General features: G+C 67.0%; 28 protein-coding genes and 2 tRNA genes. 12 read left to right on the top strand and 18 right to left on the bottom strand.

From position 1 onward, the window contains the following. Positions 1–27 precede the first annotated feature (27 nt). Positions 28–1,233 (top strand): chromate transporter, encoded by a 1,206-nt coding sequence (locus QZM15_RS22450; RefSeq protein WP_302107259.1) that lies wholly within the window; start codon positions 28–30, stop codon positions 1,231–1,233. A gap of 45 nt (positions 1,234–1,278) precedes the next feature. Here QZM15_RS22450 and QZM15_RS22445 read toward each other — a convergent pair whose 3' ends face one another. After that, positions 1,279–1,725, bottom strand: a complete 447-nt coding sequence (locus tag QZM15_RS22445; protein ID WP_059583771.1) for a multidrug/biocide efflux PACE transporter — start codon at positions 1,723–1,725, stop codon at positions 1,279–1,281. A 112-nt stretch (positions 1,726–1,837) separates the two neighbouring features. Between QZM15_RS22445 and QZM15_RS22440 the strand changes: the two genes are divergently transcribed. Continuing rightward, positions 1,838–2,722, top strand: a complete 885-nt coding sequence (locus QZM15_RS22440) for a LysR family transcriptional regulator (RefSeq protein ID WP_226222543.1) — start codon at positions 1,838–1,840, stop codon at positions 2,720–2,722. Between the two features lie 51 nt (positions 2,723–2,773). Here the strand turns inward: QZM15_RS22440 and QZM15_RS22435 are convergent, their stop codons facing one another. The 5 genes from QZM15_RS22435 to QZM15_RS22415 form a co-directional block, all read right to left on the bottom strand. Beyond that, complete coding sequence (locus tag QZM15_RS22435; RefSeq protein ID WP_059583755.1) at positions 2,774–3,232, bottom strand: CopD family protein; 459 nt, start codon at positions 3,230–3,232, stop codon at positions 2,774–2,776. A 262-nt stretch (positions 3,233–3,494) separates the two neighbouring features. Then, complete coding sequence (parC, locus tag QZM15_RS22430) at positions 3,495–5,816, bottom strand: DNA topoisomerase IV subunit A (RefSeq protein WP_124861306.1); 2,322 nt, start codon at positions 5,814–5,816, stop codon at positions 3,495–3,497. A 227-nt stretch (positions 5,817–6,043) separates the two neighbouring features. Beyond that, on the bottom strand, positions 6,044–8,026 hold the full coding sequence (parE, locus tag QZM15_RS22425) for a DNA topoisomerase IV subunit B (RefSeq protein ID WP_059583758.1): 1,983 nt from the start codon (positions 8,024–8,026) through the stop codon (positions 6,044–6,046). 220 nt (positions 8,027–8,246) lie between these two features. Continuing rightward, on the bottom strand, positions 8,247–10,232 hold the full coding sequence (locus QZM15_RS22420) for an ATP-binding cassette domain-containing protein (protein ID WP_179231736.1): 1,986 nt from the start codon (positions 10,230–10,232) through the stop codon (positions 8,247–8,249). A gap of 232 nt (positions 10,233–10,464) precedes the next feature. After that, the gene (locus QZM15_RS22415; protein WP_124659341.1) at positions 10,465–10,869 is read right to left on the bottom strand and encodes a DUF4399 domain-containing protein; all 405 of its coding nucleotides are present in this window, start codon (positions 10,867–10,869) and stop codon (positions 10,465–10,467) included. Between the two features lie 198 nt (positions 10,870–11,067). Between QZM15_RS22415 and QZM15_RS22410 the strand changes: the two genes are divergently transcribed. Beyond that, positions 11,068–11,250, top strand: a complete 183-nt coding sequence (locus tag QZM15_RS22410) for a rubredoxin (RefSeq protein WP_034190709.1) — start codon at positions 11,068–11,070, stop codon at positions 11,248–11,250. A 147-nt stretch (positions 11,251–11,397) separates the two neighbouring features. After that, positions 11,398–11,472, top strand: a tRNA-Arg gene (locus tag QZM15_RS22405). 39 nt (positions 11,473–11,511) lie between these two features. On the opposite strand, the gene QZM15_RS22400 is transcribed toward QZM15_RS22405, so the two are convergent. From QZM15_RS22400 to QZM15_RS22385, 4 genes are all read right to left on the bottom strand, one after another. Next, positions 11,512–12,228, bottom strand: a complete 717-nt coding sequence (locus tag QZM15_RS22400; protein ID WP_302107258.1) for an O-methyltransferase — start codon at positions 12,226–12,228, stop codon at positions 11,512–11,514. A gap of 107 nt (positions 12,229–12,335) precedes the next feature. After that, entirely contained in the window at positions 12,336–12,632 is a 297-nt protein-coding gene (locus QZM15_RS22395; RefSeq protein ID WP_059646395.1) for a 4Fe-4S dicluster domain-containing protein, read from the bottom strand. A 2-nt stretch (positions 12,633–12,634) separates the two neighbouring features. Next, positions 12,635–12,943 carry a hypothetical protein gene (locus QZM15_RS22390; protein WP_060311957.1) on the bottom strand — a complete coding sequence of 103 codons (309 nt, stop codon included), beginning with the start codon at positions 12,941–12,943 and terminating at the stop codon, positions 12,635–12,637. A gap of 12 nt (positions 12,944–12,955) precedes the next feature. Beyond that, entirely contained in the window at positions 12,956–13,537 is a 582-nt protein-coding gene (locus QZM15_RS22385; RefSeq protein WP_124659343.1) for an RNA polymerase sigma factor, read from the bottom strand. Between the two features lie 173 nt (positions 13,538–13,710). On the opposite strand from QZM15_RS22385, the gene QZM15_RS22380 reads away from it, so the two are divergent. Both QZM15_RS22380 and QZM15_RS22375 read left to right on the top strand, forming a co-directional pair. Continuing rightward, positions 13,711–13,787 (top strand) — tRNA-Met (locus QZM15_RS22380). A 210-nt stretch (positions 13,788–13,997) separates the two neighbouring features. Further along, a complete protein-coding gene (locus tag QZM15_RS22375; protein ID WP_302107257.1) occupies positions 13,998–14,330 on the top strand; it encodes a hypothetical protein in 333 nt (110 codons plus the stop codon). A 52-nt stretch (positions 14,331–14,382) separates the two neighbouring features. Here the strand turns inward: QZM15_RS22375 and QZM15_RS22370 are convergent, their stop codons facing one another. Then, complete coding sequence (locus tag QZM15_RS22370) at positions 14,383–15,123, bottom strand: SDR family NAD(P)-dependent oxidoreductase (RefSeq protein WP_302107256.1); 741 nt, start codon at positions 15,121–15,123, stop codon at positions 14,383–14,385. A gap of 115 nt (positions 15,124–15,238) precedes the next feature. On the opposite strand from QZM15_RS22370, the gene QZM15_RS22365 reads away from it, so the two are divergent. Beyond that, a complete protein-coding gene (locus QZM15_RS22365) occupies positions 15,239–15,862 on the top strand; it encodes a TetR/AcrR family transcriptional regulator (RefSeq protein ID WP_226290237.1) in 624 nt (207 codons plus the stop codon). Between the two features lie 29 nt (positions 15,863–15,891). Here QZM15_RS22365 and eco read toward each other — a convergent pair whose 3' ends face one another. Beyond that, a complete protein-coding gene (gene eco / locus QZM15_RS22360; RefSeq protein WP_059576564.1) occupies positions 15,892–16,392 on the bottom strand; it encodes a serine protease inhibitor ecotin in 501 nt (166 codons plus the stop codon). 143 nt (positions 16,393–16,535) lie between these two features. On the opposite strand from eco, the gene QZM15_RS22355 reads away from it, so the two are divergent. Next, positions 16,536–16,853, top strand: coding sequence for a hypothetical protein (locus tag QZM15_RS22355; RefSeq protein ID WP_302107255.1), 318 nt, complete (start codon positions 16,536–16,538; stop codon positions 16,851–16,853). 195 nt (positions 16,854–17,048) lie between these two features. On the opposite strand, the gene QZM15_RS22350 is transcribed toward QZM15_RS22355, so the two are convergent. After that, the gene (locus QZM15_RS22350) at positions 17,049–17,450 is read right to left on the bottom strand and encodes a hypothetical protein (protein WP_060311945.1); all 402 of its coding nucleotides are present in this window, start codon (positions 17,448–17,450) and stop codon (positions 17,049–17,051) included. A gap of 117 nt (positions 17,451–17,567) precedes the next feature. On the opposite strand from QZM15_RS22350, the gene QZM15_RS22345 reads away from it, so the two are divergent. Next, the gene (locus QZM15_RS22345) at positions 17,568–17,948 is read left to right on the top strand and encodes a DUF5594 family protein (RefSeq protein ID WP_302107254.1); all 381 of its coding nucleotides are present in this window, start codon (positions 17,568–17,570) and stop codon (positions 17,946–17,948) included. A 182-nt stretch (positions 17,949–18,130) separates the two neighbouring features. Beyond that, on the top strand, positions 18,131–19,498 hold the full coding sequence (locus tag QZM15_RS22340) for an MFS transporter (RefSeq protein ID WP_059576575.1): 1,368 nt from the start codon (positions 18,131–18,133) through the stop codon (positions 19,496–19,498). Positions 19,499–19,528: 30 nt separating this feature from the next. Here QZM15_RS22340 and QZM15_RS22335 read toward each other — a convergent pair whose 3' ends face one another. The 3 genes from QZM15_RS22335 to QZM15_RS22325 all read right to left on the bottom strand — a co-directional run bounded on the left by QZM15_RS22335 (position 19,529) and on the right by QZM15_RS22325 (position 21,884). Next, a complete protein-coding gene (locus QZM15_RS22335; protein ID WP_099316945.1) occupies positions 19,529–20,122 on the bottom strand; it encodes an AAA family ATPase in 594 nt (197 codons plus the stop codon). Further along, positions 20,115–21,536 (bottom strand): alpha,alpha-trehalose-phosphate synthase (UDP-forming), encoded by a 1,422-nt coding sequence (gene otsA, locus QZM15_RS22330; protein WP_060311941.1) that lies wholly within the window; start codon positions 21,534–21,536, stop codon positions 20,115–20,117. The genes QZM15_RS22335 and otsA overlap by 8 nt, the downstream gene beginning before the upstream one ends. Positions 21,537–21,674: 138 nt before the next feature. Continuing rightward, complete coding sequence (locus QZM15_RS22325) at positions 21,675–21,884, bottom strand: hypothetical protein (protein WP_081083214.1); 210 nt, start codon at positions 21,882–21,884, stop codon at positions 21,675–21,677. A gap of 289 nt (positions 21,885–22,173) precedes the next feature. Here QZM15_RS22325 and QZM15_RS22320 point away from each other — a divergent pair, with 289 nt between their 5' ends. Together QZM15_RS22320 and QZM15_RS22315 are read left to right on the top strand one after the other, a co-directional pair. Then, entirely contained in the window at positions 22,174–22,725 is a 552-nt protein-coding gene (locus tag QZM15_RS22320) for a hypothetical protein (protein ID WP_059646366.1), read from the top strand. Beyond that, on the top strand, positions 22,722–23,216 hold the full coding sequence (locus QZM15_RS22315; protein ID WP_059576585.1) for a hypothetical protein: 495 nt from the start codon (positions 22,722–22,724) through the stop codon (positions 23,214–23,216). Before QZM15_RS22320 ends, QZM15_RS22315 begins: the two co-directional genes overlap by 4 nt. Positions 23,217–23,292: 76 nt before the next feature. Here the strand turns inward: QZM15_RS22315 and QZM15_RS22310 are convergent, their stop codons facing one another. Together QZM15_RS22310 and QZM15_RS22305 are read right to left on the bottom strand one after the other, a co-directional pair. Further along, positions 23,293–24,630, bottom strand: a complete 1,338-nt coding sequence (locus QZM15_RS22310; protein WP_059576606.1) for an AAA-associated domain-containing protein — start codon at positions 24,628–24,630, stop codon at positions 23,293–23,295. A gap of 22 nt (positions 24,631–24,652) precedes the next feature. Further along, positions 24,653–26,410, bottom strand: coding sequence for an ABC transporter permease subunit (locus tag QZM15_RS22305; protein ID WP_027813839.1), 1,758 nt, complete (start codon positions 26,408–26,410; stop codon positions 24,653–24,655). Positions 26,411–26,636: the final 226 nt, after the last annotated feature.

Genomic DNA, 26,636 nt, shown 5'->3' with positions numbered 1-26,636 from the left:
ATCCGGCCCTGCGCCAACCACACAATCATGACAACCGTCGAAGTCGAAGCGACCGCGCGTGTCGAAGAGGCACCCGCATCCCTATGGGCCTTGTTCAAGGTCGTCGCCGGCATTTCGGCCGTCTCGTGGGGCGGGCTTTCGATGATGGCGCAACTCGAACGCCACTACGTGGAGCGGCTGCAGCGCATCGAGCCGCACGTCTTCGGCGATCTCGTCGCGCTCGCATGGCTCGTACCGGGGCCCGTCGGCTGCAACGTCGCCGTGCAGGTCGGCCAGACGCTGCACGGCCGCGCCGGCGCATGGGTCGCCGGCATCGCGAGCGTGCTGCCGTTCTCGATCCTGATGACGCTGTTCGCGATCTTCTATCAGACGCCGCTCGTGCGCTCGCTCGCCGCGCCGATGCTGATCAATCACTTCGGGATGGTGCTCGCCGCGCTGATCGGCGTCACGTGGGTCAAGCAGGTGCGTGCGCTCGCGCGCACGCGGCTCGAACAGACGATCGCCGCGCTATCGACGATTCTGCTCGCTTTCGCGCATAGTCCGGCCGCTTTCGTCGGGATTCTGTTCGCCGCGTTTGCAGCAGGCTGGCTGACGGGCCCGTCGCAACGCGACGCGGTCGATTTCACGTTGTCGAAACGCGACCGCGGCCTGCTCGTGCTGCTCGGCGTGCTCGTCATGCTGTTCGCGGTGCCGCTGCCGGGCGATTACCAGGCGGACCTGCTGTGGCCGCGCCTCGCGGGCGCCGGCATGACGCTGTTCGGCGGCGGCTTCTCCGCGCTGCCGGTGCTCAAGACGCTGTTCGTGTCGCCGGCGACGGGCATCTCCGATCACGACTTCACGCTGGCCTTCGCGCTGTCGCCGGTCGCGCCGGGGCCGCTGCTGAACGTCGTGCCGTTTCTCGGCTACCTGACCGACGGCTGGATCGGTGCGCTGCTCGCCACGGCCGCGCTGTTCATTCCGTCGGGATGCCTCGTCGTATTTGCGCAGAACCACCTGCTCCGGCTCAAGCGCCATTCGCGCTTCGAGCACGGGATGCGCCTGCTGCGCGCGGCGACGACGGGCTTTCTCGTCGTCGCCGTCGTGAAGATCCTGCATCGCGAGCCGGCCGACCCCGTTTACTGGCTGACGGGCGCTTTCGCGACGCTGTGCTTCACGCGCTTCAAGGTGCCCGTCTATGCCGTGTACGGCGCGGTCGCCGTCGCATGCAGCGTGTGGCTGTGGGCCGCGCACTGACGGACGGCGGCCGTCGCCCTGCCCGGCGCGGCCCGCGTTGCCGCCTCAACCGGCCTGCACGGCGACCCGGCGTGCCATCCAGCGGGCGCGCAGCGCGTCGTACGCGAGGTTGAAGCAGAACGTGTAGGGCAGGAAGAACAGCACGATGCCGAGGTCGAGCAGCAGCGCCTCGACGAGGCTCACGTTCAGCCACCACGCGGCAACCGGCACCACCATCGCGACGAGGCCGAGCTCGAACGTCACCGCGTGCGCGATCCGCATGCCGAGCGTGCGCGACAACCCGGCGCGCCGCTCGAAGCGGTCGAACAGCGCGTTGAAGGTCATGTTCCACGCCATCGCGATCAGCGACACCATCACCGTCAGCACGCCGACGTGCGACACCGGCATGTCGAGCAGCCACGCGCCGATCGGCGCGCACAGCGCGATCGCCACCAGTTCGAACGTCAGCGCGTGCAGCAGGCGCTCCGTCACCGTTTTGTTGATCTGTTTCATGATGCACTCCCATGCATTAGCTGATCCATGCCGGCCATTCTGATCGGCGATACCGTGCCAATCCAGTTTGGTATCATCGGTTTTACCGATATAACGCTGCCCGGAGCACCGCATGCACCACGCCCCCGAAGCCCTGCTCGCCTTCGTCGAAGCGGCGCTGCTCGGCTCGTTTACGGCCGCCGCCCGCAAGCTCGGCAAGCGTCAGTCGACCGTGTCGGAAGCGATCGCGAATCTCGAAATCGATCTCGGCGTGCAGTTGTTCGATCGCTCGACGCGCGCGCCGACGCTGACCGAGGCCGGTCGCGCGCTGCTGCCGCAGGTGCAGCGCGCGCTCGAGGCCAGCGCGGCGATCGATCGCACGGCCGCCCGGCTCGCGCGCGGCGAGGAAGCGCGGCTCACGCTCGTCGTGTCCGATACGTACCAGTCGAAGCGCTACGAGGAAACGTTGATGGCGCTCGAACGGCGCTTTCCGGCGCTCGAACTCGAATGCCAGATCGCCGAGCACGACGACGTGCTCGACCTGATCCAGCAAGGCCGCGCGCAACTCGGGCTGATGGCCGCGCGCGCGGCCTACCCGGCCGATATCGGCGCGGCGACGGTGGCGGAGGAATCGGAGATCGGGCTGTTCGTCGGCCGCACGCATGCGCTCGTCGAATACGGCGACGCCGAAGTGCCGCATGCGGCGCTGCGCGACGTGCGCGAACTGCGCCTCAATACCTACGTGACGACCGAAGGCCGCGGCACCGACGACCGGATCGTCGTCGGCACGCAGCACTGGCTGGCGCCGAGCTACCTGATGCTGCTGGAGATGGCGGTACTCGGGTTCGGCTGGGCGGAACTGCCGCGCTGGATGGTCGAACACTTCGCACGCGACCGCCTGTGCGAGCTGCGTGCACGCGGGTGGCCGCGCCGCGTGCGGGTGGATGCGGTCTGGTCGCGCAACCGGCCGCTCGGCCCGGCCGGTTCATGGCTGCTCGATGCGATGCTGGCCGCGTAGCGGCGCGTGCGCCGGGCCCACGGCTGAAAGCAGCGGCCTGACGCCGGCCGGTCAGAAACCGCGCGACAGCACGGCCGCGCCGATCGTGACGACGCCGAGCACGAGGTTCACGACGACGAGCAGGCGCATCGCATTCACCGCGCGCGCGCCGTCCGGCCAGTTTTGCGCCTGCACCGCACGGCGGATGCGCGGAAACAGCGCGAAGCGGATGTGCCCGAAGATCAGCATCATCACGACGCCGAGCCCCGCCATCGCATGCAGCGACCACGTCGCATGCGCGCCGCCGAAGCTCATCAGCAGGAAGCCGCCGGACAGCAGGATCACGATCACGGCCCCTGAAACCCAGTTGAAGAACCGGCCGAACACGCCCTCGATCAGCGGCAAGCGCAGCTGCGGCGACAGGTCGGACAGCGCCGGGCGCAGGCAGAAGTGTGCGAAGACCATCCCGCCCACCCACACGGCGACGGCCAGCAGATGAAGAAACAGCGCGACGGCAACGGCGTGGGACATGAGGACGATCCTGTGATGAGTGGGGTGCAGCGAACGGCCGCGTCGCACGCGGCATCGAGCGACGTTCGACCCGCCAGCCGCGTCGCGGTTCAGGCCCGCGGCGCGATTTCACATTATTTTGCAAGTTGCGCGTGACGGCGCCACGCTTGCTTACCCGAATCCCTCGCCCAAAAGAAAAAGCCGCACGCCCGCCGAAGCGGACGTGCGGCCTGCGACCGCGGCCGAACCGGATGTTCCGGACGAACCGGACGACCGCGCGGCGTCAGCCGAGCAGCGGACGCAGCTCGGTGACGACCTTGAGCTTCGTGTCCGGCGCGCGGCCCTTGCGAGCGCGCTTTCCGATGTGCGGCGCGAGCCCCGCGTACGACAGCGTCTCGTCCTGCACCTTGCCGCCGCGCCCCGTGCCAATCAGCACGACGCCGGCCGGATCGATCGCCAGCGCCTGCACGAGCGTTTCCTTGTCGTCGAGCGCCATCAGGATCACGCCGCGGCCGCCGCCGGACAGCGTCTTCATTTCGTCCATCCCGAACACCAGCAGGCGCCCGCCGCTCGACAGGCACGCGACCTGCGTCGCGTTCGGCAGCACCGGCATCGGCGCGAGCGGCACCGCACCCGCATCGATCGTCATGAACGACTTGCCGGCCTTCACGCGGCTCACCATGTCGCCGACCTTCGCGAGGAAGCCGAAGCCATTGCTCGACGCGAGCAGCAGTTGCTGGTCGGCCGGCGCCGCGTAGTAGTGCATCAGGTGCGAGCCCGATTCGAGCTCGATCAGCGACGTGACCGGCACGCCGTCGCCGCGCCCGCCCGGCAGCACCGCCACGTCGACCGAGTACACGCGGCCGCTGCTGCCCCACGCGATCAGGCGATCCGGCGTGCGGCACTGGAACGCCGCGTACAGGTGGTCGCCCGCCTTGAACGTGAAGCCGGCCGGATCGAGCCCGTGGCCCTTCAGCGCGCGCACCCAGCCCTTCTGCGACACGACCACCGTCACCGGCTCGTCGACCACCTTCGCCTCGAACGTCGCGCGCTTTTCCTGCTGGATCAGCGTGCGGCGATCGTCGCCGTACTGCTTCGCATCGGCCTCGATCTCCTTGATCATCAGCCGCTTCATCGCGCTTTCGTTCGCCAGCAGCTCCTCGAGCTTCGCCTTCTCGTCGCGCAGCGCTTCGAGTTCCTTCTCGATCTTGATCTTCTCGAGCCGCGCGAGCTGGCGCAACCGGATTTCGAGGATGTCCTCGGCCTGCCGCTCGCTGAGGCCGAACGCACTCATCAGCGCGGCCTTCGGTTCGTCCGACTCGCGGATGATGCGGATCACCTCGTCGATGTTCAGGAAGACGATCATCCGCCCTTCGAGGATGTGGATGCGATCGTCGACCTTCGCGAGACGATGGCGGCAACGGCGCGTCATCGTCAGCTGGCGGAACTTCACCCATTCGTCGAGGATCGTCAGCAGGCCCTTCTGGCCCGGCCGGCCGTCGGCGCCGATCATCACGAGATTCAGCGTCGCGTTCGATTCGAGGCTCGTGTACGCGAGCAGCGTGTTCACGAATTCCGTCTGGTCGATCGTGCGCGACTTCGGCTCGAACACGAGCCGCACGGCCGCTTCCTTGCCCGACTCGTCGCGCACCGCATCGAGCAGGTCGAGCATCGCCTTCTTCGTGTTCAGCTGCTCGGGCGTCAGCGTCTTCTTGCCGAGCTTGAGCTTCGGATTGGTCAGCTCCTCGATTTCCTCGAGCACCTTCTGGCCCGACGTGTTCGGCGGCAGCTCGGTCACGACGAGCTGCCACTGGCCGCGCGCGAGATCCTCGATCTTCCACTTCGCACGCACCTTCAGGCTGCCGCGGCCCGTTTCGTACGCCGCCGAGATTTCGGTGTCGCTCGAGATGATCTGGCCGCCGCCGGGGAAGTCCGGGCCGGGAATCAGGTTCATCAGCTCGGCGTGCGTGAGCTTCGGATTGCGGATCAGCGCGACCGCCGCAGCCGCGACTTCGCGCAGGTTGTGCGACGGGATTTCGGTGGCGAGGCCGACCGCGATGCCCGATGCGCCGTTCAGCAGCACGAACGGCATGCGGCTCGGCAGTGTCTTCGGCTCCTCGAACGAACCGTCGTAGTTCGGCATGAAGTCGACCGTACCCTGGTCGATTTCGTCGAGCAGCAGCTTCGAGATCGGCGTGAGCCGCGCTTCGGTGTAACGCATCGCCGCCGCGCCGTCGCCGTCGCGCGAGCCGAAGTTGCCCTGCCCGTCGATCAGCGGATAGCGCAGCGAGAAATCCTGCGCGAGCCGCACGAGCGCGTCGTACGCCGACTGGTCGCCATGCGGGTGGTATTTACCGAGCACGTCGCCGACCACGCGCGCCGACTTCACCGGCTTCGCGTCGGGCCCCAGGCCCATTTCGTTCATCGCGAACAGGATCCGGCGCTGCACCGGCTTCTGGCCGTCGCACACGTCGGGCAGCGCGCGGCTTTTCACGACGCTGACCGCGTAGCTGAGATATGCCTGCTCCGCGTAGTTGCCGAGCGTCAGCGCGTCGCTCTCGGGCGCGTCGGGGCTGGCGAAGAGATCGGAAGTGTTGTCGTCCATCTGAATTCCGTATTCGTAAGTGGCGTGAGGCCGGGCCGGGCGTCATGCCCGGCCGCGCGGAAGCGGCGGTGCAGTGTTCGATGTCAAGCGGTGCTGATGCGCCAGCGGATTCGCGTTCGTGGCAAGAAGCAAACCGCAGCGGATGCCAGACACATCGCGAGGATTTGCGACGCCGCCACGGGCGCGAAGCCGCCGCGCATCAGTGCCGATTGGCGTCGAACACTGCACTAAATGTCCGCTTCGACTTCGTTGCCCTTTTCCTCGAGCCAGCCGCGCCGCGCGGCTGCCTCGCCCTTGCCCATCAGCATCGTCATCCGCGCGACGGTCGCCTCGTAGTCGAGCTCGCCGAGCTTCACCGGCATCAGGCGGCGCGTGTCGGGATTCATCGTCGTGTCCCACAGTTGCTCGGCGCTCATTTCGCCGAGGCCCTTGAAGCGGCTGATGCTCCACTGCGTGTCGCGCACGCCGTCCTTGCGCAGCTTGTCGAGGATCGCTTCGAGCTCGCCGTCGTCGAGCGCATAGAGCTTCTGCGCGGGCTTCTTGCCGCGCGCGGGCGCATCGACGCGAAACAGCGGCGGGCGCGCGACGTACACGTGGCCGCGCTCGATCAGTTGCGGGAAATGCTTGAAGAACAGCGTGAGCAGCAGCACCTGGATGTGCGAGCCGTCGACGTCCGCGTCCGACAGGATGCAGATCTTGCCGTAGCGCAGGTTCGACAGGTCGACGGTGTCGTCCGGGCTGTGCGGATCGACGCCGATCGCGACCGAGATGTCGTGCACCTCGTTGTTCGCGAACAGGCGGTCGCGCTCGGTTTCCCACGTGTTCAGCACCTTGCCGCGCAGCGGCAGGATCGCCTGGTATTCCTTGTCGCGGCCCATTTTCGCGGAGCCGCCCGCCGAGTCGCCCTCGACGAGAAACAGTTCGTTGCGCGCGATATCTTCGGTCTCGCAATCGGTCAGCTTGCCGGGCAGCACCGCGACGCCCGAGCTCTTGCGCTTCTCGACCTTCTGGCCCGCGCGCGTGCGCGCCTGCGCCTGCTTGATCACGAGTTCGGCGAGCTTCTTGCCGTGCTCGACGTGCTGGTTCAGCCACAGTTCGAGTGCCGGACGCGAGAACGACGACACGAGCTTCACCGCGTCGCGGCTGTTCAGCCGCTCCTTGATCTGCCCCTGGAACTGCGGATCGAGCACCTTCGCCGACAGCACGAACGACACGCGCGCGAACACGTCTTCCGCGAGCAGCTTCACGCCCTTCGGCTGCAGGTTGTGCAGTTCGACGAAGCTCTTCACCGCCTGGTACAGGCCGTCGCGCAGCCCCGACTCGTGCGTGCCGCCGGCCGGCGTCGGGATCAGGTTCACGTACGACTCGCGCACGAGCGAGCCTTCCTCGCTCCATGCGACGACCCACGACGCGCCCTCGCCCTCGGCGAAGGTTTCGTCGGTCGAACGCGAGTCGGCGAAGCGCTCGCCTTCGAACAGCGGGATCAGCAGCTCGCTGCCGTTCATTTCGTCGAGCAGGTAGCCGCGCAGGCCGTCTTCATACTTCCAGGTCTGGCGCTCGCCCGTCTTTTCGTTGACGAGCACGACCTCGACGCCCGGCAGCAGCACGGCCTTCGAGCGCAGCAGGCGCTGCAGCTCGCCGAGCGGCAGGTTCGGCGAATCGAAGTACTTCGGATTCGGCCACACCTGCACGCGCGTGCCGGATTTCTTCTCGCCGCGGCCCGCCGCCTGCGTGGCGAGCGGCTTCACGACGTCGCCGTCGGCGAAGCCGAGCTCGGCGATCTTGCCGTCGCGCCAGACCGTCACGTCCAGACGCGTCGCGAGGGCGTTCGTCACCGACACGCCGACGCCATGCAAGCCGCCCGAGAACGTATAGGCGCCGCCCGCGGCCTTGTCGAACTTGCCGCCCGCGTGCAGGCGCGTGAACACGATCTCGACGACCGGCACGCCCTCTTCGGGATGCATGCCGAACGGGATACCGCGGCCGTCGTCCTCGACCGAGACCGACTGGTCCGCATGCAGCGTGACCGTGATCTGCTTGCCGTAGCCGCCAAGCGCCTCGTCGGACGCGTTGTCGATGACTTCCTGGATGATGTGCAGCGGATTCTCGGTACGGGTGTACATGCCGGGCCGCTGCTTGACCGGCTCGAGACCCTTGAGCACCTTGATCGATGCTTCGCTATAGGCCGCGCTGGGTTTCTTCGTTGACATAGGCGCTGAATTTCGTCATTCATCGGGACGTTGTCCACACCTCGTGTGGATAACGTCGTGGACAAAACGTTGAGTTCCGTAAAAAAGCGAATCGAAACAACGGTGTGCTTGGACTGCTCCGAAAGCGGGCGCGCGGCGTGCGCGGCGCGACCCTGGACGCGCGGTATTTTACTGGTTCCGCGTGGCGCGCCAATCTCGGGATCGGCGCGCGCCTTGCGCGTCACGCCGGCTTGCGCTTCGCCTCGAGCGTTTCCCACCGTTCGAGCGCGGCGAGCAATTCGTCGTCGATCGCCGCGAACCGCTCGGTCAGGCGCGTGCCTTCCTGCGGATCCTTCGCGAAAATCGCGCCGTCCTCGAGCTGCGCATTGATCGTCTTCTGCTCCGCTTCGAGCGCGGCGATCTTCTCCGGCAGCGAATCGAGTTCGCGCTGCTCGTTGAACGACAGCTTCACCGTGCGCTGCGCGTTGCGGCCGGCCGCGCTCTTCGCCGGTTCGTCCTTCGCGGGCGCCGCTTCCTTGACCGCGCGCTTCGCCGCTTCCTGCTGCGCGAGCTGCTCCGAGCGCTCGCTCTGGATCTGCCAGTCGGTGAAGCCGCCGACGTATTCGCGCCACTTGCCGTCGCCCTCCGCCGCGATCACCGAGGTCACGACGTTGTCGAGGAACGCGCGATCGTGGCTGACCAGCAGCACCGTGCCGTCGTAGTCGGCCAGCAGCTCTTCGAGCAGTTCGAGCGTCGGGATGTCGAGGTCGTTGGTCGGTTCGTCGAGCACCAGTACGTTGGCCGGACGCGCGAACAGGCGCGCGAGCAGCAGCCGGTTGCGCTCGCCGCCCGACAGCGACTTCACCGGCGAACGCGCGCGTTCCGGCGCGAACAAAAAATCGCCGAGATAGCTCATCACGTGCTTGCGCACGCCGCCGATCTCGACCCATTCGCTACCGGGGCTGATCGTATCGGCCAGGCTCTTCTCCTGGTCGAGCTGCGCGCGCATCTGGTCGAAATACGCGACCTGCAGGTTCGTGCCGGTGCGCACCGTGCCTTCGTCGGGCTTCAGCTCGCCGAGGATCAGCTTCAGCAACGTGGTCTTGCCGGCGCCGTTCGGGCCGACGAAGCCTATCTTGTCGCCGCGCATCACCGTCGTCGAGAAGCGGTCGACCACCGTGCGGCCGCCGTAGCGCTTCGTCACGTCCGTCAGCTCCGCGACGATCTTGCCGGACTTCTCGCCCTGCGCGACGTCGAGCTTCACGTTGCCCTGCGCATTGCGGCGCTCCGCGCGTTCGTTGCGCATCTGCACGAGCCGCGCGATGCGCCCGACGCTGCGCGTACGGCGCGCTTCGACGCCCTTGCGGATCCACACTTCTTCCTGCGCGAGCAGCTTGTCGAACTTCTCGTTTTCCACGCGCTCGACTTCGAGCTGCTGCGCCTTGCGCGTCTGGTATGCCGAGAAATTGCCCGGATACGATAGCAGCCGGCCGCGATCGAGCTCGACGATGCGCGTCGCGACGCGATCGAGAAACGCGCGATCGTGGGTGATGAACAGCAGGCCCGCGCGCTGCGCGACGAGCAACTCCTCGAGCCAGCGGATGCCGTCGAAATCGAGGTGGTTGGTCGGTTCGTCGAGCAGCAGCACGTCCGGCTGCAGCACCAGCGCACGCGCCAGCGCGACACGCTTCTGCATCCCGCCCGACAGCGCGTCGACGCTGGCGTCGCCGTCCTGCAGGCCGATCTGCGCGAGCGTCATCGACACGCGCGTGCGCCAGTTCCATGCGTCGTGCGCGTCAAGCGACGACTGCAGCGCGTTCATCCGCGCGAGCAGCGCATCGTGCTCGGCGCCTTCCGGTATCTCCGCGAGGCGGTGCGCGATCGAATCGTATTCTTCGAGCAGTTCGCGCGTATGCGCGAGCCCCGACGCGACCGCGTCGAACACCGTCGCGCCCGGCTCGAACTCGGGCTCTTGCGGCACGTAGACGGTCACGAGCTCCTGCTGGCGCGTGATCAGCCCGTCGTCGGGCTTGGCAAGACCGGCGACGATCTTCAGCAGCGACGACTTGCCCGCGCCGTTACGGCCGATCAGGCCGACCCGCTCGCCGGCTTCCAGCGAGAAATCCGCGTGATCGAGCAACGCGACGTGACCGAACGCGAGCTGCGCGCCGGTAATGGAATAGAGCGACATGGGGAAACGGCGAAGAGAGAAATCGGAAGCGCCCATTGTACCGGGCGCGGAGGGCGGCATCGGCTCGGCTGGATGGACGAGGGCCGCAGGGCGCGCTCGAAGCGTGTCGGCGCGGTGCCGTGAGCGGGTTGCGGCCGGTTTCCGGTGCGCATGCCGGCCGCGGTTTGCGTGCCTGCTTGAACGGGCAAATACCGACCGGAAGCCCCCGCGGCCGGCCGATCGGCAGATCCCGCGCGCAGCGCGGCGGCCGCCTGCGCGGGATGCGCGGTTATTTCACGTTGACCGTGATCGTCGAGCTCATTTCGGGACCGTACGAACGGTGCGCGCCGTCACCGAGCTGCAGCGTCAGCGTGTGCTGGCCGGGCGGCAGCTTTACGTCGGTTTCGGTCTGGGCCTTGCCGAAATGCAGCGAATGGTCGGTCGCCGGAATCACGTCGCCCTTCGGCACCGGCTTGCCGTCGATCAGCAGGTGATGATGACCGGTATCCGGCGTCATGTCGCCGGCCGGCTTGAGCGCCATGCCTTCGAGACCGAACTTCACGTGCACGGGGCTCGACACCGTCGCGCCGTCCTTCGGCTCGACGAAGAACACACGCGCTTCGGCGCGCGCGAGCGTCGATACGGCCATCGCCGCGACACAGACTGCACCCGCGATCCACTTTCTATTGAGCATCGTTTCCTCCTTCAGATTGACAGGCCCACGAAGCATACACCGCATGCCCGGCCGACGCGATGGCGCCGGTTGTTCGCGATGCGTACGTTTAAAACGACGTTACGCTGGCGTTCGGCGAAATTCCGGTACCATGGCGCGTTTCGTCCGCTGGCGAGGGCTGCGGACGGCATCGCCGAATTCCATTATCCCGAGCGCAACATGAGTGAAGTAACCGAATACCAGAGCTGGGTCTGCCTGATTTGCGGGTGGGTCTATAACGAAGCAGAAGGGCTGCCCGACGAAGGCATCGCGGCCGGCACCCGTTTCGCCGACATTCCCGCCGACTGGCGCTGCCCGCTGTGCGACGTGGGCAAGGAAGATTTCGTCGTCGTCGATTTCTGATTTCCCGTTCCGATCGCGGGTGATTACGCGATACGCGCGTCGCGGGTGCATTCCGCCCCGCCGACGCGCCGCGCGTTTGCTATACTCTGCGCGCTGTCCACTCCGCCGTCCGGTTCGCGTTTTTCGCGCGATTGTCCGGACTTGGCTCTCCCCGTAGTTCAATGGATAGAACAAGCGCCTCCTAAGCGCTAGATACAGGTTCGATTCCTGTCGGGGGGACCAGACAAGCCGATACTGCCCCGGCTTCGCAAGAACCTTCCCTCAAGCCACAACGACCGTAAACTCCACCCCCGACTCAAAATCCAGCGTCGTGGTCGAAAACCGCGGATCCTCGTCGAGGTAGTGCTTGTACGGTCGAACGGCTTCCTCGGCCGTGTACATGTTGTCGGCCAGCACGACCGTTCCGGGCCGCAGCAAGCGCTCGATCTGTCTGAACAGCGTCAAGTACGCGTCTGCCCATACATCGATAAACACCATGTCGACGGCCCCTTCCAGCTCGGCAACCGTCTCGAATACATCGCCCTCCCACACGTCGACATAGGCATCCAGGCCCGCAGCTTCGACATGAGCCCGCAAACGCGCACACTTGAGCGCATCGCATTCGGTTGCAATGACCACGCCACGGCCCAACGTGCGCAGCGCATCGGCGAAATACAGCGTCGACACGCCGCAGGAACTGCCGAGCTCGAGGATTCTGCTCGGCCGTTGCGACAGCACCATGTTGCGCAAAAACCTTCCCGTTTCCGCCGACACAGCCAACGATAGCGCACTGCCTCCCGATGATTCGAAATCCTCGGTGAACAGGCCGAACGTTTCGAGAAACCGTCCTCGCAACCTCGGCGCGAGTGCTTCGTATTCGTCGACGAGCGTCGGAAACGCCTCGTTCGGCCCCTGGAACTGCGCGCGTGCGCGGGCGATGATTTCGCTCCGGCTTTCTTCATGAAGCCGTTGCAAAAGAGCGTTGGTGGTTGCAGCCAAGTCCATTCCTTCACGAAGTTGATGACGTAGACGGCGTATCCATCGACTGCCAGGCCGCCGTCAGGCTCCCTGCGCTGCCGTTCGATCGTCGGCGAGCACGAGCGATGCTATGCCCGTCGGGCAAGCGTGATCGCCCGTTCAGGGCACGCCGTCACACAAAGCCCGCATGATCTGCACGCGTCCGCATTCGGCGTGTACGCGACTTTCATTCCGTGCACGCGCAGCTTCAAGCGATGCATCAGGCCAAGATCGAGATAATCGGCCTGATCGATGCGCCGGACCTCGAACACGTTTTCAGGGCAGACGGTGACGCAATCGCCCTTGCCTTCACAACGTTTCAGATCGACGACGGGCGCAATCACGCCCGCCTTCTGCTTGCAGTCGGCCGTTGATTTCTCGCGCATGTTCACTCCCCCGTAGGCCGCTTGCCACGCGACCGCCATGCGGCCCGGAATTGCTCGCGTTCTTCGGGCGTCATGGCTTCCCACTTGCGCCAGTGGCGCCGGCCGTGCCAGCCGCGGTGTCCGCGGAATCCGCCGAACAGGATGCGGCTCAACACGAGCAGGCCCAGCGCATGGGCGAAGTCGATCGTCCGGGCGCCGACGAATAGCGCCGGCATCACCCAGTTCCACAGCATCATGACGACCCATCCGAGCACGCCGATGGCGACCACCACGAGCAGCGCCTTGCCCGCACATCTGATTCGAAAATTCATCCGTCGACTCCTCTAGATATCCAGTTCGTCATAAATGGGTTGCAGTCGAGCACGCAGATGCAGGACCGCGTAGCGTTTGCGCGCGAGCAGCGTATTGAGCGTGACGCCGCTCTGCGCGGCCAGTTCCTTGAAGGACAGCCCTTCCAGTTCGTGCGCGATGAAAACCTCGCGCTGATTCGTCGGCAACTCGTCGAGCGCATCCTGCAACGCCTTGAGCAGCAGCGTGCGAGCGTAGAGCGCTTCAGGGCCGGCATCGTGTGCCGGTAGCGCGAGATCCAGGCGATACTCGCTGTCCGCTTCGTCGTCGGCATCGGTCAGATCGGTCAGCGGCTGTTCCTTCTTCTTGCGGAAACGATCGATGATGCGGTTGCGCGCGGTACGGAACAGCCATGCGCTCGCCTGTTCGATTGGCGCAGGAAGCCGATAAGCCTGCACGAATTCGTGAAGCACATCCTGCAGAACGTCCTCGGCATCGTCCGGGTCGCGGATCCGGCGCCGAATGAAGTTCCCTAGCCTCGTTCGCTCACGCATCACTGTCGCAGTGATGTCGCGGTCGGGGTCGGTCATCGTTTGCGAAGTGGGTGGCGGTTCCATGCGTCTGAAGACGTTTCAGGCGCGCGAATATTGTGGCGAGTGTAAAAAATTTGCGGCTGCACGCATCGGCTCCCCTGCGTGGCAGGGGTTTCAAGGAACAGGCCCGATATGACATCAGCCCGTCTTTGCACGAATCGTTTGACTCCGCGCACCGACCCAAGTACACTTCGCGCCGCGGGGTGGAGCAGTCTGGCAGCTCGTCGGGCTCATAACCCGAAGGTCGTAGGTTCAAATCCTACCCCCGCAACCAAATACCGAAGCCCGCTTTGCGAAAGCAAGCGGGCTTTTTGCTGTCTGGGGAATATTGCTTGCGCGCGCGGCGCGGTACACGAAGATGGTGCAATCGAGCGCTCGCCACGACGTGCGACACACAATCGCACGTCGCCCGTTCGCCGCGGACATGCACCGAACATTGCGTAGAATTCCGAACCTTCTTCGGTTCAACACAAGGAATTCTCGAATGATTCGAACGATCGCGGCGCTCGCCGCGCTTTCAGCGATGACCGCCGCGGCAAACGCCGCCGACACCGGCTCGGCTCCCGCCAAACAGCGCTACGTCAGCCCCGGCATCGCCAACGTCACGGCTTCGGCAGCCCCGCACCCGGAAAGCACCTCCCCCGACGCCCGCTGCCGGGAACTGGCCGCCGGCATCGACGCGGTCACGCATTCGCCCGACCGCGGCCAGAAGGTCGTGCGAGGAACAGGCCCGGACGGCAAGCCGCGCAACGAACTGCGCACCTACGACAAACGGGCCGACCTGGAAGCCGAGCACCAGCGCCTCGGCTGCCAGTAGGGCGCGCGAACACACACCTCCCACCCGGCCAGCTCACGCCGGGCATCGGCCTTTACGCGTTCGCGCCGCCGTCGATCGTCAGCCCCGTCCCGTTGATCGACCGCCCTTCCGGCCCGACGACGAACGCCACGAGCGCGGCCACGTCGTCGGCCTTGCCGTACTGCTGAATCGCCATCCGCGCACGCTGCGCATCGGCATGCTCGCCGTCGGCCGGGTTCATGTCGGTATCGGTCGACCCCGGATGCACGACGTTGACCGTGATGCCGCGCGAGCCGAGATCGCGCGCGAGCCCCTGCGTCCAGCCGATCAACGCGGCCTTGCTCGCCGCATAAAGGCTCATCCCGGCATCGGGCACGCGCGTCGCGAGGCAACTGCCGGTCGACACGATGCGCCCGCCCTCCCCGAGATGCCGCGCCGCCGCCTGCGACGCGACGATCACAGCGCGCACGTTCACGTTCAGCGTCGCGTCGATATCGTCGAGCGTGAGGTCGTCCAGCGCGCCGGCCCGGAAAATCCCCGCGTTGTTGACGAGAATGTCGAGGCCGCCCAACGCTTCCGCGGCACGATCGACCGCGTTGCGCACCGCCACCGGATCGGCGCTGTCGGCCTGGATCGCAATGGCTCTGCGGCCCAGGGCTTCGATGCCGGCGACGACGGCCTTCGCCCGCTCGGCGGATTTTTCATACGTGATCGCCACGTCCGCGCCATCGGCCGCCAGCCGTTTCGCGATCGCCGCGCCGATGCCGCGGCTGCCGCCCGTGATGAGTGCACGCTTGCCTTGAAGTCGATTCATGTCGGTTCCTTTCCCAATTTATGTAACGACCGACACAGAATGTGGCACGTTGCACCGCGCAGTCAATTGATTTATTTTATCGATCGATACAGATATCGACGAAGGAACGGACACAATGGCTGAACGAGGCCGACCGAGAAGCTTCGACAAGGAAGCGGCGCTGGATCGCGCGATGGAGGTGTTCTGGCGTCTCGGCTACGAAGGGGCGTCGATGACGGACCTGACGGCCGCGATGGGTATCGCGTCGCCGAGCCTGTATGCGGCCTTCGGCAGCAAGGAAGCGTTGTTCCGGCAAGCGCTCGAGCATTACCGCGCAACCGAGGGGCGGGAAATCTGGGGCGGCGTCGAACGGGCGGCCAGCGCGTACGAGGCCGTGCGCAGCTACCTGATGGATACCGCACGCGTGTTCACGCGGCGCTCGAAGCCGGCCGGCTGCCTGATCGTGCTGTCGGCGCTGCATCCGGCCGAACGTTCCGATATGGTCCGGCAAACGCTGATCGCGATGCGCGAGGGCACGGTGGACGCGCTGCGGGAACGCCTCGTGCAAGGCGTCGCGGCAGGCGAAATATCAACGCACGCGAACCTCGACGCAATCGCCCGCTACTACGTGACGGTTCAGCAAGGCATGTCGATCCAGGCGCGCGACGGCGCGAGCCGCCGCGATCTGGAGGCCGTCGCGCAGGCCGCGCTGGCCGCATGGCCGGCGCTCGTCGGCACGAGCAGCGCGGCCGGTGCATAGATAGCGGCAGGGCACCGCCGAAGGAAAGGTTACTGCTTCGCAGCCTGCTGCACGTCCTTCGACGCATGCCACACGCGATAGCGCACGTCGAAGCCGTCCGGCACATAGACGACGAGCGGCAGGCGGCTGTTGTAGCGCAGCAGCTGACCGTCGCCGCGCACCTGCACGAACCGTTGCTGCGGCGCCTGGCCCGGGCACGCCATCAACGTCGATGCCGGCCCCTTCACGTCGGTGAGCCGGTAATACGTGTAGCCCCACCCCTTCACATCCTCGGCGGTCAGCTCGCCGCCGAACCAATGCTGGTTGCAGTCGGTCTGCAACGTCTTGCCGATCATCAGCTCGACGCGCGCATCGCCTTCGTTCTCGAGCGCGGGCAGCGCGATCACGGCGCGCTGCTGGCCGGCCGCTGCCTGCGGAAACATCTTGATCGACTCGGCGGATACGGCAGGCGCGGAGGCAGGCGCGGCCACGCTTGCGGCGGCGGTCGTCACGCAGAAGGCGGCCAGCGCGGCCCGGATCGCGAATTTCATCGATGTGCTCCTGAAAAACCAATGAGCCCCGGATGCTAACACTTTCGTCGCAAGACCTTACGGAGCTGTAATTTGGCGACACAATTGCAAACAGCCGGCAATCCCCGAGCGCGGTACTTATAGCGCAATCAACGGAGAACATCATGCTCAAGCTCATTGCTGCCGCCGGCGTCGCTACCCTGCTGGCCGGCTGCGTCGTCGCCCCGGACGCCGGATACGGCTACGGGCAGCCCTACTATTCCGATCCCGGCTATGCGTACGCCCCGTCCCCCGTGTACGGCACGGTCAACATCTGGGGCGGTGGCGGCGGACGCGACTGGGATCGCGGCCGGCGCGACCACCATCGCTGGGACGGCAACCGCGGCAACGGCTGGTGGCGCGGCGGCGGACGCCGTGGCGACTGGAACGAAGGCGGTGGCGGCGGACACGGTCGCGGCGACGGCGGCGGTCATCGCCACTGACGTTCAATTGCAACCGTTTGTATCCACGCACGGCCCGCCGATGGCCGGCGGCGCATTACTCCGGCCACAGAATGGCCACGCAAACGACGAAAGGCCCTCGCATGAAACGAGGGCCTTTCGTCGTCCGGCCCGGCAAAGCCAACGCCGGCGGGCGCCGGCCCGACCGGCCCGGAACCGCGCTCGCGCGCGGCCCGCTTACCAGCCGGCCGGCCGCGCGTAGCCGCCGGACACGGGCGCACCGCACACGTACGCGCGCTGGTAGCGGTCGTAGCAATAGTTCGGGCCGTCGTCCTGGTACTGCGCCTGCTGGTAGGTCGGATAGGCCGGCTGCTGGTATGCGGGCGCCGGGTAGTACGTCGGCGGCTGATAGGCCGGCGCCTGGTACACGGGCGCCTGATACGCGACGGGCGGATTCATCGCGGACGTCACGATCGCGCCGAGCACCGCGCCGCCGATTAATGCGCCGATGACGGCGCCGCCGTCGCGGCCATGCGCGGACGCCGGCCCCGCCACCGCGAGCGAACCGGCGAGGACACACACTGCGGCAATCTTTTTCATGATGGACTCCCACGCGAAGTGGTACTGGATGCGATGCATTGTGGCGGGACGCGGCCGTAATAGATGCAGCAAGTGGTAACGCGCGATTACCGGTATTGCCCACGCCGAAACGCGTCGTCGCCGTGCTACGATTTTCGGCACACAGGAGACGCCTTCATGCAGCCCGAAACCGCCCGCCGTTTCGATACCGAATTCGCGCCGCGCATCGCGCAGGCGATCGCCGCGTTCTTCGCCGACCACGTGCGGGCCGACGTCGTCCCCTATGGCGGGCACGGGCACCCGACGCGCGTGCAGATCCGCAGCGCGCCGCACGAGCACGTGAGCGGCTTCGTGCGTCCGCTGAATCTCGAACTGACGTGGGACACCGACGAGATCGAGCGGCTGATGGAACCCGACGGCCCGCAACGCTTCGAGCATTACCTCGCCGCGCTGCCGAGAAAGCTCGGCGCATGGCAAAGCGCGCGCGACATCGATCTCGCGTCGCGCACGCAGGCCGAGCCGCTCGTGCGGCTCGGCGGTCTCGACTTCGAAGGCTGAATGCGCGCGCCAGCCGGCCACCTCGCGGCTTGGCGTCGCACGATGCGGCCCGGTGATACACTCGACCGGCCCCGCCCCGGTGCAGCCGCGCCGGCCGGGCCGTTCATCGCCGCCCCCCGCGTACATGGTTGCGCACGCAACCGGCAAGCGGGTGCGCGGACAACCCTGCTCTCGCTCCCGCCATGAACGCCGATACCGGCCTGCCGCTTCCGCAACGCTACTGGGCGATCGTCTGCGTCGCCCTGGGCATCACGCTCGCCGTGCTCGACGGCGCCATCGCGAACGTCGCATTGCCGACCATCGCGCGCGACCTGCACGCGTCCGACGCCGCGTCGATCTGGATCGTCAACGCGTACCAGCTCGCGGTCACGATCACGCTGCTGCCGCTCGCGTCGCTCGGCGAGCGCATCGGCTATCGCCGCATCTACATCGCCGGGCTCGCGCTGTTCACCGCGGCGTCGCTCGGCTGCGCGCTGGCGGGCTCGCTGCCGATGCTGGCGGTGATGCGCGTGATCCAGGGGTTCGGCGCGGCCGGCATCATGAGCGTCAACGCGGCGCTCGTGAGGATGATCTACCCGTCGTCGATGCTCGGGCGCGGGCTGTCGATCAACGCGATGGTGGTCGCGCTGTCATCGGCGATCGGCCCGACGGTCGCGTCCGCGATCCTGTCGTTCGCGTCGTGGCCGTGGCTCTTCGCGGTCAACGTGCCGATCGGCATCGCGGCCGTGCTCGGCAGCCTGCGCGCGCTGCCGGCCAACCCGCTGCACGACGCGCCGTACGACTTCCCGAGCGCGCTGATGAACGCGTGCGTGTTCGGCCTCCTGATCACGGCCGTCGACGGGCTCGGTCACGGCGAAGGTCATGCGTACGTCGCGGCGGAACTGGCCATCGCGGGCGTGGTCGGCTACTTCTTCGTGAAGCGTCAGTTGTCGCAGCCGGCGCCGCTGCTGCCCGTCGACCTGATGCGCATCCCGATGTTCGCGCTGTCGATCTACACGTCGATGGCGTCGTTCACGTCGCAGATGCTCGCGTTCGTCGCGCTGCCGTTCTGGCTGCAGCATTCGCTCGGCTTCTCGCAGGTCGAGACGGGCCTCTACATGACGCCGTGGCCGCTCGTGATCGTGTTCGCCGCGCCGCTCGCGGGCGTGCTGTCGGACCGCTATTCGGCCGGCATGCTCGGCGGGATCGGGCTTGCGCTGTTTGCAGCCGGGCTGCTGTCGCTCGCGACGATCGGCGCGCACCCGGGCACGGTCGACATCGTGTGGCGGATGGCGCTGTGCGGCGCGGGCTTCGGACTGTTTCAGTCGCCGAACAACCGCGCGATGCTGTCGTCGGCGCCGCGCGAGCGCAGCGGCGGCGCCGGCGGCATGCTGAGCACCGCGCGCCTGACGGGCCAGACGTTCGGCGCCGCGCTCGTCGCGCTGATTTTCGGGCTCGCGCCCGATCGCGGGCCGACGATCGCACTCTATGTCGCCACGGTGTTCGCGGCGGTGGCCGCGGTCGTCAGCCTGCTGCGCATCGCGTCGCCGCCGCCGGACCCGGCGGCCTGACACCGTCGCGCGCCGCACCCGCGGCGGGTGTCATGCGGCGTCGAGCGTGTCCATCACGAAGCGCACGCGCGCCTTCACGCTCGCGCGCGGCAACTCGATCAGCCGATAGCCGTACGACGTATAGCAATCGACCATCGCGTCATGGGTCCGCACCGCTTCCGCGAAATCCTGCCGGCGCTCGGTGTCCTGCGCATAGATGTCGGGCCACGGCGGCGCGATGAACACGCGCCGGTGATAACGAAAACGCCGCGCCGCCGCTTCCGCGTGCGCGGGTACCGCCAAGCCGGTCAGCTTCAGGTAGCCGATCACGTCCGGCACGCCGCGGTCGAAGAACACCGGCCCGCGCGCGTGCCGCGCGAGATGGTAGGACCGCATCTCCCAGCTCAGCATCAACTCGGCGAACGCAGCCGGGTCGCGCCACGGCAGCGCCGGACCGTCGACGGCCATCTGGTCGCGGATCACGCCGCGCCCGGCTTCCTGCGAACGTGCGAACCCGGCGCGCTCGAGCGCATCGAGCAACGTGCTCTTGCCCGAACCCGGGCCGCCCGTCACGACGAAGAAGCGGCCGGTTGCGTCGTCGGCTTCTTCGTCGTCACTCGCCGCACGCTGCGCGAACTCACGCATGCGCGGCCCGCTGGCCCGCGCGCCGCGTGACCGACGCCGCCGCCGCGACACTGCGCAGGTCGGCGACGAACGTGTCGCGCCAGACCGACAGGTCGTTCTCGCGCAGCCGCGCGAGGTTCTCCTCGTGACGCGCCTGCCGCTCCGCGAGCGGCATCGACAGCGCGCGTTCGAGCGCCTCGGCCATCTGCGACAGATCGTACGGATTGACGAGCAGCGCGCCGGTCAGCTCGGCCGCCGCGCCCGCGAACTCGGACAGCACGAGCACGCCCGGATCGGCCGGATCCTGCGACGCGACGTATTCCTTCGCGACGAGATTCATCCCGTCGCGCAGCGGCGTCACGTAGCCGACCTGCGACATCCGGAAGAACGCCATCAGCAGGTTGCGCTCGTACTTGCGGTTCAGATACTGGATCGGCGTCCAGTCGAGCTGCGAGAAGCGGCCGTTGATGCGGCCGGCCTCGCCTTCCAGCGTCTCGCGGATCTGCTGGTAGGTCTGCACGTCGGAACGCGTCGGCGGCGCGATCTGCAGCAGCGACACGCGCCCTTGCCAGCCCGGCGCATTCGCGAGCATCCGCTCGAACGACTGGAAGCGCTCGACGAGCCCCTTCGAATAATCGAGGCGATCGACGCTCATCACCAGCTTGCGGTCGCCCAGCGCCTCGCGCAGCATCTTCACCGGCTTGCGAGCGCCGTACTGGATGGCCGCCTGCGCGATCGCGTCGGGATGCACGCCGATCGGATAGGCCGCGACCTTCACGACGCGGCCGTGCGCATGCAGCATCCCGTCGTCGCTCGCCGCGCCGATGCCGCGCCGCTCGATGTAGTCGGTGAAGGCCTGCTTGTCGGCCTCGGTCTGGAAGCCCGCGACATCGTACGCGCACATGAACTTCACGAGTTCCTCATGCGGCGGCACGAGGCGCAGCACGTCGGGCGACGGAAACGGGATATGCAGGAAGAAGCCGATCGGGTTCTTCACGCCGAGCTCGCGCAGGCAGTGCGCGAACGGCAGCAGGTGGTAGTCGTGCACCCAGATCAGGTCATCCGGGCGCAACAGCGCCGCGAGCTGCTTCGCGAGCATCGCGTTCACGCGCAGGTAGCCGGCGTACTCCTGCCGGTCGAAGCGCGCGAGATCGCCGCGGTAATGGAACACCGGCCACAGCGTCGCGTTCGAGAAGCCGCGGTAGTACTGGTCGTAGTCGCGCCGGGTCAGGCCGACCGTCGCGTAGGTCACGTTGCCGTCCCGCTGAATCGCGGGCTCGGCGTCCGGCGCACCGACGATCTCGCCGTTCCAGCCGAACCAGACGCCGCCCGTTTCCCGCAGCGCGTCCATCACGCCGACGGCCAGGCCGCCCGCGCTCGGGCGCGTGTCCTCGCCGGCGGCGACACGATTCGATACCACGATCAATCTGCTCATGCGACTTCCCCTCCTCGATTCGATTGGCTGACGCGCGACGCGCGCCAAAGCAGGCGCGGCGGCCCGAAGGCGGCCGCGCGGCGACTCAGTTCCGAGAATTGCAATGAAATACGGCGGTGGAATGCGGCGACGACCGTATCAAGCGTCCTGCTCCTGACCGAGGTCGCGTTGATAGTCGAGCCCTTCCGGGCGAGCACCACCCTGGTTGTGGTCGCCGTCCGACGGCGCCTCGTCCGGCGCGCCCGCGGGCGGGGCCGATGGCGCGTCGGTCCGCGGACGCGGGCGGTCTTCCGGATGGCCGGCCGCCGCGTCGGGTGGCCGGTGTGACAACCGTTTCGAACGGCGCATGGCTGGGTGTCTCATATGCGGCGCGGCTCGAGGCCGTCGTAGAAACATTCCATAACAAAACAGTCTAGGTCGCGCGATCGCATCCGAAGGTAACAATTACCTTCAATTTGTAACGTTTCGACCCCTCGTCGTTCATCTATTCGACAATAACGCCGCCCGCGCGCACGCGGCCCGCCGCACGGCGATTTGTCAAAGCTTTGCAGTTTTCCCATGACAATTGCGAAACAATGACGCGGCATCAGGAGCGTGCATGCGTCGCCGCTCACCCAGACAGGACTTGCACTCAGGGATGAACATTCGCTTCGAATCGCCGCGCCGGGCCACGCCGGCGCGCGTCGTGCTGGCCGTGATCGCCGCGGCCGCACTGCTGTCCGGCTGCAATTCGCTGTACAGCGAAGGCGCGACGGCCGGCGCCGGTATCGCGGGCGCCGCGATCGCCTCCAAGGTCACCAACAACGCCGCCGTCGCCACCGGCATCGGCCTCGGCGCCGTCGCCGGCGCACGGGCGGGCGTCCAGTACACGCAACGCGTCGCGCACCGCTACACGCAGGAACAGATCGCGAAGGCGGCCGGCCCGCTCGACGTCGGCGGCGTCGCGCCGTGGTCGACGCACCATTCGTTCCCGATCGAGGACGACGAGCAGGGCCGCGTGACGGTCAGCCGGATGATCAGCGTCGGCCCGCTCGACTGCAAGGAAATCGTGTTCGCGGTCGATACGCCGGCGAAGGCCGACAAGCCCGCGCAATCGGCGTTCTACGTCGCCACCATCTGCCGCGACGGCCCCGTGTGGAAATGGGCGTCGGCGGAACCGGCGACCGAGCGCTGGGGCGCGCTGCAATGAGCGTGGCGATCCGTATCGCGGCGATCGGCGCGCTGTGCGCGGCGACGCTCGCGCTGTCGGGCTGCGGCTCGGTCGGCGCGGCGAGCGGTGCGCTGGCCGGCGCGGCGACGGGCCTCGTCACCGCGAACCCGGCGGTCGGCGTGGGCGTCGGGATTGCCGTGCAGGCCGCGACCGACGAAGCCGTCAACCGCACGATGAAGCAGCTTCATCAGAACCAGCAGGACGCGATCGCGAAGACAGCCGGCAGCCTGGCCGTCGGCGAAGTGAAGCCGTGGAAGGTGAAGAACACGCTGCCGCTGGAAAACGGCGAAGGCGAAGTGCGCGTCACGCGCGCGTACTCGTCGGCGCTCGCGCTGTGCAAGGAATTCGCGTTCTCGGTGAAGGACGGCGACAAGGCCGACTGGTATTTCGCGAATGCGTGCCAGCAAGGCACGCACTGGAAGTGGGCGTCGGCGGAACCGGCCGTCGATCGGTGGGGGAATTTGCAGTAACGACGCGATGCGCCGCGCATCGTGCGTGGCGCCTGGGATTCTGCGATACGTAGTTACACCGAGCTCCCCGATCACATCAGGACTCGACGTCCTCGAGGCTGAAGATCTCGGTCTGGTCGTTGTACGAGAAGATCTCGCCGTACCGCCCCCAGTCGATCACCGCGTCGAGCGTTTCCTCGGCCGCGCCGTCCGACAGGAAATCCTCGAGCTCCTGCTCGAAGCGCACGCGCGGCGCGCGATGGCCCGGGCGCTCGTTCAGCACCTTCTTGATCCGCGCGGCGAGCGGCACGTGCTTCAGCAAGTGATCGGCGAACATCAGCTTGCGTTCCTGCGTGCCGAACTCCGCGAACACGCGCCCCGGCGGCGTCAGGAACACGTCGCCTTCGCGCACGTCCGCGAAGCCGAGGTACTGCAGTACTTCCGCGATCGGGAACAGGTCGTCGACCTCGAGGTGCAGCGTGCGCGCGATTTCCGGCATGTCCGCGCGGCCATGGTACGGCGCCATCGCGAGCGTCTCGATCAGGCCGGCCATCAGGTTGGTCGACACCTGCGGCAGCCAGCTGCCGAGCTCGAGCCCCTTCTTCGTCGCCTCGCCGGTCTGGCGGGCCGTCATCTTCGCGTAGATGTCGTCGACGAGCTTGCGGAACGCCGGATCCAGACGATTGCGCGGGTGCTTGAACGGCACCTTGATCTCCGCGATCACGCGGCCCGGGTTCGACGACAGCACGAGAATGCGGTCGCACATGAACACCGCTTCCTCGATGTTGTGCGTGACGATCAGCACCGACTTGATCGGCATGCGGCCTTGCGTCCACAGATCGAGCAAATCGGTACGCAGCGTCTCGGCGGTCAGCACGTCGAGCGCGGAGAACGGCTCGTCCATCAGCAGGATCGTCGGATCGACGACGAGCGCGCGCGCGAAGCCCACGCGCTGACGCATGCCGCCCGACAGCTCGCGCGGGTACGCGTTCTCGAAGCCGTCGAGTCCGATCAGGTCGATCGCCGCGAGCGCACGCTCGCGCCGCTCGCGCGCGCCGACGCCGAGCGCTTCGAGCCCGGCTTCCACGTTCTGCAGCACGGTCAACCACGGGAACAGCGCGAAGGTCTGGAACACCATCGCGACACCCTCGGCCGGCCCGCGCAGCGGCTTGCCGAGGTATGTCACTTCGCCGCCGGTCGGCTCGATCAGCCCGGCGATGATGCGCAGCAGTGTCGACTTGCCCGAACCCGACCGGCCGAGCAGCCCGACGATCTCGCCTTCGCGCAGCGACAGGTTCGCGTCGTCGAGCACGAGCAGCTCGCCCTGTGTCTTGTTGAAACCGCGGCAGACGTGCTCGACGCGCAGGATTTCTTCACCGGGGCGCGGCGGCTGGGACGTCTGGACGGGGGCGTTTACAGCATTCGGATTGTGCATCGCGTTTCGCTCTCAATCGGTCTCAGTCGAGCCGCAGCTTCGCTTCGGCGAAGGCATACAGCGGGCGCCACAGCAGGCGGTTGAACAGGGTGACGAACAGGGACATCACGGCGATGCCCAGGATAATCTTCGGAAAATCGCCGGCGGCGGTGGTCTGCGCGATGTAGGCGCCGAGGCCGTGCGCCTCGATCCGGGTGCTGCCCCACTGCACGGCTTCGGACACGATGCTCGCGTTCCACGCGCCGCCCGATGCGGTGATCGCGCCCGTCACGTAGTACGGGAAGATGCCGGGCAGGATCGCCTGGCGCCACCACTGCCAGCCGCGGATGCGGAAGTTGGTCGCCGCTTCGCGATAGTCGTTCGGGTAGGACGTCGCACCGGCGATCACGTTGAACAGGATATACCACTGCGTGCCGAGCACGATCAGCGGCGACAGCCAGATGTCCGCGTTCAGGTGGAAGCGCGCGATCACGATCACGAACACCGGGAACAGCAGGTTCGCCGGGAACGCGGCGAGGAACTGCGCGAGCGGCTGCAGCTTCTCGGCCAGCTTCGGGCGCAGCCCGACCCACACGCCGATCGGCACCCAGATCACCGACGCGATCGAGATCAGCACGACCACGCGCAGCAGCGTGATGAGCCCGAGCACGAGCACGTGGCCGACTTCGGCCATCGTCACGCCGGTGGCGACGAAGCTGACGACGCGCCACACGATATAGGCGGTGCCGATCAGCACGAGCCCGGCCCACGCGATGTCGACCGTGCGCGACGCCTTCTTCTCGACTTTCGGCAGCGTGAAGCGCATCGCGCCCGACAGCGGCAGGCGCAGCGGAATCCGCGCGGCCTTCGCGAAGAACCAGCCGGCCGGCACGAGCAGCTGATGAATCAGCCGCGTGCGGCGCACGAGGTCCAGCAGCCACGATTGCGGCGCATCGCCCGACGCGGTGTTCTCCATCCGGAACTTGTCGGCCCACGCGATGAGCGGGCGGAACAGGAACTGGTCGTACGCGAGGATCACGACCGTCATCGTCAGGATCACCCAGCCGATCGCGCCGAAGTTCTTGTCCGAGATCGCCTGCGCGAGATACGCGCCGATGCCCGGCAGCGTGATCGTCTGGTTGCCGACGGTGATCGCCTCGGACGCGACGACGAAGAACCAGCCGCCCGACATCGACATCATCATGTTCCAGATCAGGCCCGGCATCGAGAACGGCACCTCGAGCTTCCAGAAGCGCTGCCAGGACGTCAGGTGGAAGCCGCGCGACACTTCGTCCAGATCGCGCGGCACCGTGCGCAGCGACTGGTAGAAGCTGAACGTCATGTTCCACGCCTGGCTCGTGAAGATCGCGAAGATCGCGGCCAGCTCGGCGCCGAGCACGCGGCTCGGGAACAGCGCGAGGAAGAACGTGACCGTAAACGAGATGAAGCCGAGCACCGGCACCGACTGCAGGATGTCGAGGATCGGGATCAGCACCATGCCCGCGCGGCGGCTTTTCGCGGCGAGCGTGCCGTAGACGAGCGTGAACGCGAGCGACGCGACCATCGCGGCGAGCATCCGCAGCGTGGTGCGCAGCGCGTATTCGGGCAGGTTCGACGGATCGAGCGAGATCTTCTGCGTCTGCAGCACGCCGATCGGCGCCATCGTTTCGTGGAAGCCGACCACCGCCATCGCGATCAGGCAGATGATCAGCGGAAAGGCGATGAAGTCCCACCGATTCGGCAGCACACGCCACGCGGATGCGTTGGCGGTCCGGTTCGGATTGAAGAATCCGACGTTCATCAGGCGCCCTCCCCGGTAAGGCCGAACGAAGCCGGCAGTCGATGTTGATTCATGGCAAAGCGCACGGGCGCGGTAATTCGATTGACTGGCGATTTCGCGCGCGCGGCGCGCCGTGCGCGCACACGCGGCCGCGGCCGGTCGAGCCGGGCCGCGACGGCACGACACTACACCAACCTGTATTTCAGGCACAACCGTCCGGGACGGCGCGGGCAGCGCAGGGATCGTG

This window comes from Burkholderia sp. AU44665 (assembly GCF_030504405.1).
Classification (GTDB): domain Bacteria; phylum Pseudomonadota; class Gammaproteobacteria; order Burkholderiales; family Burkholderiaceae; genus Burkholderia; species Burkholderia semiarida.
This window is presented reverse-complemented; position numbering and strand designations above follow the sequence as displayed.